The organism is Paraburkholderia steynii (genome assembly GCF_900100565.1).
Classification (GTDB): Bacteria; Pseudomonadota; Gammaproteobacteria; order Burkholderiales; family Burkholderiaceae; genus Paraburkholderia; species Paraburkholderia terrae.
On sequence record NZ_FNDI01000032.1, the window covers coordinates 23915 to 36320 of the forward strand.

The 12406-nt window shown below is 64.9% G+C and carries 11 protein-coding genes; 8 read left to right on the forward strand and 3 right to left on the reverse strand.

Annotation, left to right across the window (positions count from 1 at the left end):
* Positions 1-133 precede the first annotated feature (133 nt).
* A complete protein-coding gene (gene dacB / locus BLT65_RS37950) occupies positions 134-1849 on the reverse strand; it encodes a D-alanyl-D-alanine carboxypeptidase/D-alanyl-D-alanine endopeptidase (protein WP_091788158.1) in 1716 nt (571 codons plus the stop codon).
* Positions 1850-2197: 348 nt separating this feature from the next.
* Here dacB and BLT65_RS37955 point away from each other — a divergent pair, with 348 nt between their 5' ends.
* The 6 genes from BLT65_RS37955 (at position 2198) to BLT65_RS37985 (ending at position 8120) form a co-directional block, all read left to right on the forward strand.
* On the forward strand, positions 2198-2860 hold the full coding sequence (locus tag BLT65_RS37955) for a response regulator (protein ID WP_007581415.1): 663 nt from the start codon (positions 2198-2200) through the stop codon (positions 2858-2860).
* A gap of 4 nt (positions 2861-2864) precedes the next feature.
* Positions 2865-4166 carry an ATP-binding protein gene (locus tag BLT65_RS37960; RefSeq protein WP_091788161.1) on the forward strand — a complete coding sequence of 434 codons (1302 nt, stop codon included), beginning with the start codon at positions 2865-2867 and terminating at the stop codon, positions 4164-4166.
* A 125-nt stretch (positions 4167-4291) separates the two neighbouring features.
* A complete protein-coding gene (locus BLT65_RS37965; RefSeq protein WP_091788164.1) occupies positions 4292-5803 on the forward strand; it encodes a DegQ family serine endoprotease in 1512 nt (503 codons plus the stop codon).
* Between the two features lie 230 nt (positions 5804-6033).
* Positions 6034-6531, forward strand: a complete 498-nt coding sequence (locus tag BLT65_RS37970) for a hypothetical protein (RefSeq protein WP_091788167.1) — start codon at positions 6034-6036, stop codon at positions 6529-6531.
* Between the two features lie 347 nt (positions 6532-6878).
* Positions 6879-7334, forward strand: coding sequence for a DUF427 domain-containing protein (locus BLT65_RS37980; protein WP_042310993.1), 456 nt, complete (start codon positions 6879-6881; stop codon positions 7332-7334).
* Between the two features lie 33 nt (positions 7335-7367).
* Positions 7368-8120, forward strand: a complete 753-nt coding sequence (locus BLT65_RS37985) for an SRPBCC family protein (protein WP_091788171.1) — start codon at positions 7368-7370, stop codon at positions 8118-8120.
* Between the two features lie 28 nt (positions 8121-8148).
* Here the strand turns inward: BLT65_RS37985 and BLT65_RS37990 are convergent, their stop codons facing one another.
* On the reverse strand, positions 8149-9231 hold the full coding sequence (locus BLT65_RS37990) for a helix-turn-helix domain-containing protein (protein ID WP_091788174.1): 1083 nt from the start codon (positions 9229-9231) through the stop codon (positions 8149-8151).
* Positions 9232-9378: 147 nt separating this feature from the next.
* On the opposite strand from BLT65_RS37990, the gene BLT65_RS37995 reads away from it, so the two are divergent.
* Entirely contained in the window at positions 9379-10008 is a 630-nt protein-coding gene (locus BLT65_RS37995) for a cysteine hydrolase family protein (protein WP_091788177.1), read from the forward strand.
* Between the two features lie 103 nt (positions 10009-10111).
* Here BLT65_RS37995 and BLT65_RS38000 read toward each other — a convergent pair whose 3' ends face one another.
* On the reverse strand, positions 10112-10747 hold the full coding sequence (locus tag BLT65_RS38000; RefSeq protein ID WP_042310986.1) for a TetR family transcriptional regulator: 636 nt from the start codon (positions 10745-10747) through the stop codon (positions 10112-10114).
* 427 nt (positions 10748-11174) lie between these two features.
* On the opposite strand from BLT65_RS38000, the gene BLT65_RS38005 reads away from it, so the two are divergent.
* Positions 11175-12404: an efflux RND transporter periplasmic adaptor subunit gene (locus BLT65_RS38005; RefSeq protein ID WP_091788180.1), complete on the forward strand. Its 1230-nt coding sequence runs from the start codon at positions 11175-11177 to the stop codon at positions 12402-12404.
* Positions 12405-12406: the final 2 nt, after the last annotated feature.

Genomic DNA, 12406 nt, shown 5'->3' on the forward strand with positions numbered 1-12406 from the left:
GAATGCGGCGCTGTTCATCATGCGGCGCCTGTGGCGCGCGCCGTCATGCTTGTTTGTCTGCGCCTTTTTCATACTGCCCGACAGCGTACAACGCCTCGCGGCGCGTCGCGCACCGCTTCAATAGAAGGAATCCTCAGTGCGCGCCGCGCTTCTGAGGGTTTTTCCTGATCTTGCGACGCGGCTCGTCCGCGGCTTCTGTCGTGGCCGGCGCGGCGGCGCTGGCGAGCATCGCGGACGGCCCCTGATACACCCATTCGAGCAGTTCGTCATGCGCGGCGCGCGCAGCTTCCGCGTGTGGATCGTTGATCAGGCTGACGACGACATAGCTTTGTCCATCGGACGATGCAACATAGCCCGCGATCGCGCGCACGTCGCGCAGCGTGCCCGTCTTGATGTGCGCGTTGCCGTTGACGGGCTTCGACGTCAGGCGGTTGCGCATCGTGCCGTCCACGCCGACGATAGGCAGCGAATCGACGAACACCTGCGCGACGGGGCTGGTGTTCGCGCTTTGCAGCAGATCGGCGAGTGCGAGCGCGGTGATGTGCTCGTCGCGCGACAGGCCGGAGCCGTTGTCGAGGCTCAGATATTCCATCGGCATCGCGCTGCGATGCAGGAACGATTCGATTGCTTCCGCCGACTTCGCGGGCGTCGCGGGCGGCCGGTTGATGACGGCGCCGATCGTCAGAAAAAGATTGCGCGCCATCGTGTTGTTGCTGAACTTGTTGATGTCGCGAACGATGTCGGACAGCATCGGCCCCTGATGGGTCGCGACGAGCTTTGCGTCGATGGGTACGGGGCCTTCGCGCGTCGTCCCGTTGAACGTGCCGCCCGTCTGCTGCCACAACGCGAGGAAGCCGCCCGCGAAGAACGTGGTGTGATCGAGCACGGCTACGTTGACGGTGCGCTCGCCGCAGCGCACCGGATAGTCACCGATGAACGACGCATTGACCACGCCATTCGCCGCCGGCGTGACGGCGGGCGTCACCAGTTCGCCGCGGCACGGGCCGCGCGTCGCATGCAATTCGTTGTCGATCTGCAATTGCGCGAGCGCGGGCAGCACGTCGATCTGCACCTTGCCGTCCTCGGACGGCGACATCGTGAATGACAGCGACTTGAACGCGTACAGCAGCGGATCGGGGCCGACATTATAGGGCGAATTGACGTCGCTGTCGAAGGCGGGCAGATCGCGCGTAGACGGATCGAAGAAGCGCTTGTCGAGCACCAGCGCGCCGTCGATGCCCGTGATGCCCGCCTTGTGAATCTTCTGGACGAGATCGATCAGCTCTTCGGGCACGAGCTTCGGGTCGCCCGTACCCTGGATGTACAGATTGCCGTGCAGCACGCCGTTGCCGTCGATGTTGCCCTGCGCGTACGCCGTCGTCTTCCAGCGGTAGTCGGGGCCGAGTAGCGACAGGCCCGAGTAGGTGGTGACGAGTTTCATCGTCGAGGCGGGCATCATCGGCTTGCCGGCGTTCAGCGCGAGCACAGGCGTGCGGTCGCCGACCTTCTCGACGACCACGCTGATCGACGACAGCGGCACGTGCGCGCGCTGCAGGCCCGCCATCACGGCAGGCGGCAATACGGTGGTGACGTTGACGGCGGGTTGCTGCGCTTTCTTGCGCGCGTCGGCGGGCGCGGCGACGGCGAGCGCGGCGCATGCGAACAGAACGGCAGCAGCGCGCGCGGCGGCGCGGCGGTGGGAAGGCGAAAGTGACGGCGTCGGCGTGACGGCGCGACCGGTTGTGGACAGCGCAGCCGCCGCGTCAGCGTGAGCGGACGTCAGCGTCCTGAAGCGGCGCCCGAGCGAACAGGCATACGACGAAGCAAGTGAAACGAAGGCGAGCGGCATGTACGGACAGGATCGGCAAAAAGCAGCGAAATAGCAGCGAAATAGCGATGCGCGGCGGGCGGCGCGGAAAGGCAAATGCAAGCGCGACGAGTGCAACGAATGTCACGCCAGGCCTGCAAAATCAGCTGCGCCGTGCAAAAGCGCTCATTGTAGAGAGTTGCGATGACGTCGCGAAAAAAATGATGTCGTGTGTTTCGTGCGCGTCACGCAATCGCGGCGCAGCGTGCAAAGCCGATATGCAGCCAGCATCCATCAGGGATGAAAAAAGCACTCGGGCGCTAGAATGCTGGCATCGAAAACACATGGCCGGGACGCGAGTGCCGGAACAGCCGGAGCGGATGGATAGCGATGCGCATACTTCTCGTTGAAGACGACCGGATGATCGCGGAGGGCGTGCGCAAGGCGCTGCGCGGCGAAGGCTTCGCTGTAGACCTGGTGCAGGACGGCGAATCGGCGTTGAACGCGGTCGCGGGCCAGCCTTACGATCTCGTGCTGCTCGATCTCGGCTTGCCGAAGCGTGACGGCCTCGATGTGCTGCGCACGCTGCGCGCGCGGGGTCATCAGTTGCCCGTGCTGATCGTCACCGCGCGGGACGCCGTCGCGGATCGCGTGAAAGGACTCGATGCGGGCGCCGACGATTACCTGGTAAAACCGTTCGATCTCGACGAACTGGGCGCGCGGATGCGCGCGCTGATTCGCCGCCAGTCGGGGCGCAGCGAATCGACGATCCGCCACGGCAATCTCACACTCGATCCCGCCTCGCATCAGGTGACGCTCGACGGGGCGCCCGTCGCGCTGTCCGCGCGCGAGTTCGCGTTGCTCGCCGCGCTGATCGCGCGCCCGGGCGCGGTGCTGTCGAAGAGCCAGCTCGAAGAGAAGATGTACGGCTGGGGCGAGGAGATCGGCAGCAATACCGTCGAGGTCTATATTCACGCGCTGCGCAAGAAGCTCGGCGCGGAACTGATACGCAACGTGCGCGGTCTCGGCTACATGATCGCCAAGGAAGCCTGACACGATGCGTTCGATTCGCCGTCAATTGTTGTTCTGGCTGCTCGCTATCGTGTTGCTCGGCGTCGGCATTGCGGGTTGGCTCATCTACCGTCAGGCGCTCGCCGAAGCCAACGAACTATTCGATTACCAGTTGCAGGAAATCGCCGCCGCGCTGCCCGCCGAGCCGTTCTCGCAAGTGCTCAGCTCGCGCGATACAGGCGACGAAGGCATCGTGCTGCAAATCTGGAATCGCAACGGCGTGCTGATGTACTACTCGCATCCGCGCGCACCGCTCGCGCCGCGCGCCGAACTCGGTTTTTCGACGGAGCGCACCGAGCGCGGCGATTGGCGCGTGTATGGCGCGATCGTTGGCGATAACGTGGTGCAGCTGGCGCAGCCGCTGTCGGTGCGCAACCGGCTCGCGGCGAATGTCGCGCTGCGTACGCTGTGGCCGCTGATCGTGCTGCTGCCGCTGATGGGCGTTGCGGTGTGGGGCGTGGTCGGGCGCGGGCTCGCGCCTTTGCGGCGCGTCACGGGCGCGCTCGACACGCGTCATCCCGAAGCGCTCGATCCTCTGCCTGATTCGCGCCTGCCGCTCGAAGTACAACCACTCGTGCGCGCGCTGAACGGCCTGCTGGAACGGCTCGCCATTGCGCTCGACACGCAAAAAGCCTTCGTCGCCGATGCCGCGCACGAACTGCGCACGCCGCTTGCCGCCGTGCAGATCCAGTCGCAACTGGTGGCGCGCGCGCATGACGAAACCGAGCGCCGCGAAGCGCTGGTCGATCTGCAAGCGGGCGTCACGCGCGCGACGCGTCTTGCCGAACAGCTACTCGCGCTCGCGCGTTCCGAGCCGGATGGACACGCGGCAACGGGCAGCGTCGATCTCGACGCGCTCGTGCATGAATGCGTGACAGCCTATCTGCCGCTCGCGCAAAAGCGCGGCGTCGATCTCGGCATCGAGGCTAGCGAGCCCGCAACCGTCACAGGCGATGCGGAATCACTGCGCGTGATGCTCAACAACCTGATCGACAACGCAACCAAATACACGCCGGACGGCGGACGTGTCGATGTCTGCCTGCGTGTCGAAGACGGCCGGCCGCTCGTGCAGATCGCCGACAGCGGTCCCGGCATTCCGCCCGACGAGCGCGACCGCGTATTCGACCGCTTCTACCGCGTTGGCGCGGGCGCCAACCGCGCGCGCACCGACGTTGCGGGCAGCGGCCTCGGTCTCGCGATCGTGCGGCGCATCGCGCTTCAGCATCACGCGAATGTCACACTCGACGACTCCGCGTCGGGCGGTCTGCGGGTCAACGTGCGTTTCTGAATCCCTTGTCCAGCAAGGGTTTGCGCAAGGCTTTCATCTAGTTGGCATTGTTTAAGATTGATTTAAGCGACGCCACGTACTCTTCGACTCATCAAAGAGTCAACTCTCCCAATCAGGAGTACACGATGCAAGCAAAAATACTGACCCGTAGTGCCGTTGCAGCGGCCGTCGTTATCGCATTGTCGGCGGGCTACGTGGCCGGTCATCGCGACGTGCCCGCGCCCCAGGTGATCTCGCCCGCCGCCGCCGCGATGATGCCTGCGGAAGCCGCGGCGAAAACGGGCATTCCCGATTTCTCGGGCCTCGTCGAAACGTATGGCCCCGCGGTCGTCAACATCAGCGCGAAGCATGTCGTGAAGCAGACCGCGATGCGCGGCGGCAATGGCGGTAACGCCGGCCAGTTGCCCATCGATCCGAGCGATCCGTTCTATCAGTTCTACAAGCACTTCTTCGGCCAGATGCCGGGCGGCCCCAATGGCGGCGGCGGTGGCGATGACGGCGACCGTCCGAGCGCGAGCCTCGGCTCGGGCTTCATCATCAGCAGCGACGGCTATGTGCTGACCAACGCGCACGTCGTCGACGGCGCGAACGTCGTCACCGTCAAGCTCACCGACAAGCGCGAGTACAAGGCGAAAGTGGTCGGCGCGGACAAGCAGTCGGATGTTGCCGTGCTAAAGATCGACGCGAAGGATCTGCCGACGGTAAAGATCGGCGATCCGCGCTCGAGCAAGGTCGGTCAGTGGGTCGTCGCGATCGGCTCGCCGTACGGCTTCGATAACACCGTGACGTCGGGCATCATCAGCGCGAAGTCGCGCTCGTTGCCGGACGAGAACTACACACCGTTCATCCAGACCGACGTGCCCGTGAATCCGGGTAACTCGGGCGGCCCGCTGTTCAATTTGCAAGGCGAAGTGATCGGCATCAACTCGATGATCTATTCGCAGACGGGCGGCTTCCAGGGCCTTTCGTTCGCCATCCCGATCAATGAGGCGATGAAGGTCAAGGACGATCTCGTCAAAACGGGCCACGTGAGCCGCGGCCGTCTTGGCGTCGCCGTGCAGAGCGTGAACCAGACGCTCGCGGATTCGTTCGGCATGAAGAAGCCGCAAGGCGCGCTCGTGAGTTCCGTCGATCCGGGCGGTCCGGCCGCGAAGGCAGGGTTGGAGCCGGGCGACGTGATCCTGTCGGTGAATGGCGTCGATGTTGCGGACTCGTCGGCGCTGCCATCGCAGATCGCGGGCATCGCGCCGGGCACGCAGGCCAGCGTCCAGGTGTGGCGCGACAAGTCGACCAAGGATCTGAAGGTGACGATCGGCTCGCTGTCGGACGCGAAGGTCGCATCGAACGCCGACAGCGGCCCGGCGCAGATGCAAGGGCGCCTTGGCGTTGCCGTGCGTCCGCTCACGCCGCAGGAAAAGAGCGGAGCGTCCGTGTCGCACGGTCTGCTGGTGCAGGATGCGAGCGGTGCGGCCGCCAGCGCCGGCATCCAGCCGGGCGACGTGATTCTGGCCGTCAACGGGCGGTCGGTATCGAGCATTGACCAGTTGAAGCAGGCGGTGTCGGCGGCGGGCAATAGCATCGCGCTGTTGATCCAGCGCGACAACTCGCAGATCTTCGTGCCCGTCGATCTCGGTTGATGCGCCAAACGCGGCAGTGCTGGCCGGCGCCATGGGCGCCAGCCGGTAAAAGCTGCCGGTGATGGAAAAAATGGAAGGTGTGCAGCTTGCGCACTGCGTGAGTTGCAAACAGAACAGGCCCGATTTTCGGGCCTGTTCTGTTTGTGGGACTTGATGGGGCGGGATGGGCATGCAGATTGCGTCTGGATACGCGTTAGAACCGTTTGGTTTGCCCAACAAGGAGCCACGCAATGACTCATCGTCATATCGTCGCCCGCGCCGTTTCGGTTGCGGCAGCGACAGTTCTCACGCTCGGCCTGTCGGGCGGCGCGTACGCGCAGCAGGCAAGCGAAGTCACGGGCGGTACCACCTCGGATAGCACCAGCGCGGGCAATGTCAACGGCGAAGGCCTGCCGCAAGTGCAGCAACAGGGCGACGTGTCGTACACGTCGGGCGGCGTCGGCCTCGATGAATCGAAGGCGCTGCAGTCCGCGCAGAGCCAGTGGCCGTTGTCGCTGCGCTTCACGGGTCCCGGTTCGGACTATCTCGCCGATGTGAAGGTGAAAATCGTCGACGCACACGGCGGCAGCGTGCTCGACACCACGTCGCGCGGGCCGTACATGCTCGTCAAGCTGCGCCCGGGCCGGTACACGGTCCACGCGGCGTACAAGGAAAACGATCAGTCGAAACCCATCACCATTCCGGCAAAGGGTACGGCAAAGGCCGCGTTCTACTGGAAGACGCAGTAAGCGGCGCGAAAGAAACGGGCAAGAAGGCGGCGGAAACAAGGCGGGAATGCACGCGTCGAATCGCCGCCGGGGCAGCTCGCAACGGCCGCGACGCGACGCGCGCGCCGCTGCAATCGGTAGAGACCCGATGCTCCAACGAAGGCCGCGCAATCGCGGCGCGTTTGGTCAATAATGAAGCCACGGACACGCTCCGTGGCTTCCGCATTTCGGAGCCGACGCTGCGCGGCCCGGAAGACGCGCGCCGCAAAATGACAACGACGCGGCGCGTGCCAAGGGTGCCGGGCTGACGGTTCAGCCAGGCGGCTGATCGGAGCGTGCGCGAACGTGCCAGCAGCGGAGCGGATCACATGAACGATGCCCCATCCGGCGGAAGCGCCGAAGACGCGGACAGCGGTAGCGCCGGGCACGGCGGCCATGCATCTGGCGGTGCGCCAGCGCACGGAGGCGACGCCGAAGCGGGGCATACGATTTCCATCAAGGCCAACCGGCATCGGGTACGGGTGATCCACCAGGGCGTGACGTTCGCGGACACGCATGCCGGATTCACGCTGTGCGAGACAGGCTGCCCCGAAGTGTTTTATTTTCCCAGGGCCGACGTCAACATGGCGCGGCTCGAACGATCGACTCACACGTCGCACTGCCCGTTCAAGGGCGAAGCGTCGTACTACCATCTGCGAACGGAAGACGAGACGATCGAGAATGCAGTCTGGAGCTACGAAAATCCTCTGGAGCGGGTGAAGCAGATCGCGGGGTATCTTGCGTTTTACGCATCGAGTGTCGACCGCATCGATCAGACATCCTGATCCCGCAGTCGCACGGTTATCGGGGAGGCTGCCATGGAATTGAACGACGCGTTGAGAGTGCCGCTGGCGCCGTCCGAAGTCTGGGACGCGCTGCAGGATCTCGCGTTGCTGCGCGCGAGTCTCGACAATTGCGAGTCCTTGCGCCGGCTCCAGGGCGGCGAATATCTGCTGACGATGACCGTGCCGCTCGGACCGTTGCGCGCGCACTATCACATACGTGCGCACGTCGCGAGCGAGGACGGCGTGAACAGCGCGAAGCCGCATCGCACGCTCAACTTCAAGGCGCGCGCCGAGGGCGTCGGCTCGCTGCGCGGACAGATCGACGTGTCGCTGCGCACCGACGATCACCTTCATCTGCATCTTCCCGGCCGTGGCCCGAGCACGCGCATCGACTATTCAGTGTGGGCGACGTCGACGGGACCGCTCGCGCAACTGCCCTCGCGGCAGATCGAAAACGCGCTGCACGAACTGGCCGACGACTTCTTCACCGAGTTCTGCGCCGTCGTCCAGGCGAAGCACGGCAAAGGGCCGAACCGCGCGACGGGCACGCAAGGGCGGCGCCAGCACGTGTTTCTGCGGCCGATCAGCCTTTCGGGCGTGGCGCGCCGCGCGCGGCTGCACGACCATCATCAAGGCGGCACGCTGACGGGCCGCGCCGCGCATTCGCTGCTGCACGGCCTGCATCACGAGCATGATCCGCATGTGCTGCCGAACTGGGCGTGGGCGGCGATGATTTTCTTCGTCGCGCTGCTGCTTTACGTCGCGCGGTACTTCACGCAAGGCTAGTCTTTACCTTCGCTTTGCGCGCGGCGGCTTACACGCCGCGAAACTCTCTGCGCCATGCGGACGGCGACGTCCTGAACGCGTCAGTGAAATGCTGGCGCAGCGACGCCGTCGAACCAAACCCCGCCATTCCCGCAATCGACTCGATCGACTCGTCGGTGCTTTCGAGCAGCTGCTGCGCGCGCGCAAGCCGTTGCGCCAGCAGCCACGCGCTCACGGTCGTTCCCGTCGCGGCCTTGAAATGCCGCGTGAACGTGCGGCGGCTCATCGCGGCGCGCCCGGCGAGGGAATCGAGGGTATGCGGCGCGTCGAGCGTGCCGTGTACCCAGTCGAGCAGCGCGGATAAGCGGTCGCCGCGCAGGTCGGGCGGCATGGGCTGCTGGACGTATTGCGCCTGGCCACCCTGACGATGCGGCGGCACGACGAGGCGCCGCGCGATGTAGTTCGCGCGTTGCGCGCCACACAGCTTGCGCACCACATGCAGACAGCAATCGAGCCCCGCCGCCGTGCCCGCCGACGTGAGGATGTCGCCGTCGTCGACATACAGCACCTGCGGATCGACCTTCACGTTCGGAAAGCGCCGCGCGAAGTCGGCGGCCCACGCCCAGTGCGTCGTCGCCGCACGTCCGTCTAGCAGGCCCGCGGCGGCGAGCACGTAGGCGCCCAGACACAGGCCGACCAGTTGCGCGCCGCGTGCGTGCGCGGCGCGCAATGCGTCGAGCAGCGCGCCGGGCGGTGTTTCGTCAGGATCGCGCCAGGTGGGAACGATGATCGTATCGGCGTCGGCGAGCGCGTCGAGACCGTGCGTCGCGGCGATCGAAAAGCCGGCTGTCGTCGCAAGTGGCCCGGGGTCGATCGAGCAGACCCGGAACTCGAAGCCGAGCACGCCGCCGTCGCTGCGATCCTCGGCGAACACGACACACGGCACGGACAGGTGGAACGGGCTGATGCCGTCGAAGGCGACGGCCGCCACGACATGCGGCGTCTTCGGGGCGGTGCGGCACGTCTGCGTTTCCTGGCGTTCAGGACGCGCGCGGGATGTCCGCCGCTTCGCGGGTTTCGAAGCAGCCTTTGACGCAGGCGTTGCAGCGGCACGGACAGCGGAGCGGGCCATCACGGCCTCCCGTTCGAAATGCGAATGGCCCAATCCTAGCGAAAATTGTCATTCGGGTCACTGTCGCTTGATAGGCGGAACGCGAACAATGCGCACATCGCGGCTGCAACCGCCAGCCGCCGACTTCAACCATCAAGGAGAGTTGCCATGCCGACGCCCCGCCGAGCCCTGATCGTCATCGATGTCCAGAACGAATATGTGACGGGCGACCTGCCGATCGAATACCCGGACGTGCAGACGTCGCTTGCGAACATCGGCCGCGCGATCGATACGGCGCACGCCGCGCAGATTCCCGTGGTCGTCGTGCAGAACTTCACGCCGCCCGGCTCGCCGATCTTCGCGCGCGGCAGCGAAGGCGCGGAACTTCACAGCGTGGTCGCATCGCGCAAGCACGATCACCACGTCGAGAAAGCACTGCCGAGCGCGTTCACCGACACCGATCTGGCCGACTGGCTCGCCACGCGTGAGATCGACACGCTTACCGTGATCGGCTACATGACGCACAACTGCGACGCGTCGACGATCGTTCACGCGTTGCACATGGGCCTCGCCGTCGAGTTTCTGCACGACGCGACGGGTTCCGTTCCATATGAAAACAGCGCCGGTTTGGCAAGCGCGGAGGAGATCCATCGCGTGTTCAGCGTCGTGCTGCAGTCGCGCTTCGCGGCCGTCGCGAGCACGCAGCAATGGATCGGGGCCGTGCAGTCGGGTGGTCAACTGGAACGCGGCTCGATCTACGCGTCGAACCAGAAGGCGCGGGCGAAGACGGCAGCCTGAGTGAACGGAAAGTGAAGGTAAAAGGGCGGCCGGCTTGCCGGCGCCCATGCGGCGCATCAGCTTTCAGGGCTGGGCGCCGCTGTGAAGTCTTGCGAAAGCGCTCTCAGGCGCCCATGCGCAGCGCCGGGCTGCGCAACGCATCAATCATGCTTTCGACCATCTGCCGCGCGTGCCGGCCGAAGTCCAGCACTTCCGGCACGAACAGCATGTCCTTCAACGATCCGCTGATGAACGCATGCACCATCGACGCCGCCACGGGCACGTTCATGTCGGCGGGCAACTGCCCTTTGGAAATCGCGTTGCGCATGCCCGCCTGGATGCTCGTGAGGCTCTCGCGCATCGTGTTCTGATAGCGCGCCATCACGGGCCCCATCTCTTCGACGAACTCGCACTTGTGAAACAGGATGTCGAACACCCGGCGGCGGTGCGGATCGTTCGCGGTGTCGCGCAGACAGACGGTGCAGATATCGACGAGGCGACCGAGCGGATCGGCCTCGTTGGGATCGACGGAAGCGGCTTTCAGTTCGTCGAGCGGCAGCAGCACGCGGTCGAACATTTCCGTGAAGAGCTCGCCCTTGTTGGCGAAGTGCCAGTAGATCGCGCCACGCGTGACGCCTGCCGTCTGCGCGATGTCGGCCAGCGAAGTCCGCGACACGCCTTTCTCCGAAAACACCTGTTCTGCTGCATCGAGGATGCGGGTGCGCGTCTCCTGCGCTTCTTCCTTGGTTCGACGGACCATTCGTATTGCCCTGCAATAAATGCGGGGTTTCCCCTGACGTTTTTAAACGCGCCTGATAAAGATCATTCCGCGCGCACGTTAATGCCTGGCAGATCTTCCGGAGGAAACCCTTTTTCCCGGTTTAACACACTTTTACGTGCATTCATGAATGTATATATAATAGCACCCCATCGATCGGATGGCTTACGTTTGGGTGAACGGATAAGATCCGTCACTGTTGTCTTTGCAAGCATCTTTGCGCCATCTCAAGAGATGAGTGGCGCGGTGCGGCATTTCCCGGTTTGGCGCATTTCGCAGTGAATGCACCCGCAGGAAAAGCATTCGTGAGCGTCCGGTCATGGCGTCTTCGAGACGCCAATTTGCGCAGCCTTCTCCGGAGAGAGATGCACGCATTTTTTCCTTCTCAGTCTTTGACAGAGGTCGCTCCATGCGCGTCGAACGGGTTCCATTCCGCTTACTCACTGCCGCGACGGCTGCCGTAATGCTGGCAGCATGCGGACAAAAACAATCAGCACCTCCGCCTCAAACCCCTGAAGTCGGCGTCGTCGAGGTCCAGCCTCACGCCGTGCCCGTCGTCACCGAACTGCCGGGCCGCACCAGCGCGTTCCTCGTCGCGCAGGTGCGCGCGCGGGTCGACGGCATCGTGCTGCGCCGCGAGTTCACGGAAGGCACGCAGGTCAAGGCGGGGCAACGTCTCTACAAGATCGATCCGGCGCCGTACATCGCGACGCTGAACAACGCGAAGGCGTCGCTCGCGAAGGCGCAGGCGAACCTCGTGTCGACCACCGCGCAGGCCAATCGCTTCAAGGTGCTGGTCGCGGCGAACGCGGTGTCGAAGCAGGACTACGACAACGCCGTCGCTTCCGAAGGCCAGGCCGCCGCCGACGTCGCAGCCGGCAAGGCCGCTGTCGATACCGCGCAGATCAACCTCGGCTATACGGACGTCGTGTCGCCCGTCACGGGCCAGGTCGGTATCTCGCAGGTGACGCCGGGCGCTTACGTGCAGGCGAGCCAGGCGACGCTGATGTCGACCGTGCAGCAACTCGATCCCGTCTACGTCGACGTTACGCAGTCGAGCCTCGCGGGCCTGAAGCTGCGTCGCGAAATCCAGGCTGGCCGTCTGAAGACCTCGGGCCCGGACGCCGCGAAGGTCGAACTGGTGCTTGAAGACGGCCGCGTCTATTCGGAGAAGGGCAAGCTGCAGTTCACCGACGTCACCGTCGACCAGACCACGGGTTCCGTGACGATCCGCGCCATTTTCCAGAACAAGGATCACGTGCTGCTGCCGGGCATGTTCGTGCGCGCGCGCATCGAGGAAGGCGTCAACGAAAACGCGCTGCTGGTGCCGCAGATCGGCGTCACGCACGACCAGAAGGGCCAGCCGACGTCGCTCGTCCTCAATAAGGAAGACAAGGTCGAGCTGCGCACGCTGCAGGCCACGACGACGTACGGCCAGTACTGGGTGGTCGAAGGTGGCCTGAATGCGGGCGACCGCGTGATCGTGAACGGCGTCGACAAGGTGCGTCCGGGTGCAACGGCCAAGGCCGTGCCGGGCCAACTGCCGCCGTCGCCCGCATCGGACGCAGCCGCATCGGCTCCGGCCGGTGCACAGCCAGCTAGCGGCGCAGCCGCGGCCTCCGCTGCATCGGGCGCGTAAAC

Bases quoted from the DNA above. Each gene is read 5' to 3' on its own strand.
- dacB (WP_091788158.1), bottom strand. From the start codon at position 1,849: ATGCCGCTCGCCTTCGTTTCACTTGCTTCGTCGTATGCCTGTTCGCTC.
- BLT65_RS37955 (WP_007581415.1), top strand. From the start codon at position 2,198: ATGCGCATACTTCTCGTTGAAGACGACCGGATGATCGCGGAGGGCGTG.
- BLT65_RS37960 (WP_091788161.1), top strand. From the start codon at position 2,865: ATGCGTTCGATTCGCCGTCAATTGTTGTTCTGGCTGCTCGCTATCGTG.
- BLT65_RS37965 (WP_091788164.1), top strand. From the start codon at position 4,292: ATGCAAGCAAAAATACTGACCCGTAGTGCCGTTGCAGCGGCCGTCGTT.
- BLT65_RS37970 (WP_091788167.1), top strand. From the start codon at position 6,034: ATGACTCATCGTCATATCGTCGCCCGCGCCGTTTCGGTTGCGGCAGCG.
- BLT65_RS37980 (WP_042310993.1), top strand. From the start codon at position 6,879: ATGAACGATGCCCCATCCGGCGGAAGCGCCGAAGACGCGGACAGCGGT.
- BLT65_RS37985 (WP_091788171.1), top strand. From the start codon at position 7,368: ATGGAATTGAACGACGCGTTGAGAGTGCCGCTGGCGCCGTCCGAAGTC.
- BLT65_RS37990 (WP_091788174.1), bottom strand. From the start codon at position 9,231: ATGGCCCGCTCCGCTGTCCGTGCCGCTGCAACGCCTGCGTCAAAGGCT.
- BLT65_RS37995 (WP_091788177.1), top strand. From the start codon at position 9,379: ATGCCGACGCCCCGCCGAGCCCTGATCGTCATCGATGTCCAGAACGAA.
- BLT65_RS38000 (WP_042310986.1), bottom strand. From the start codon at position 10,747: ATGGTCCGTCGAACCAAGGAAGAAGCGCAGGAGACGCGCACCCGCATC.
- BLT65_RS38005 (WP_091788180.1), top strand. From the start codon at position 11,175: ATGCGCGTCGAACGGGTTCCATTCCGCTTACTCACTGCCGCGACGGCT.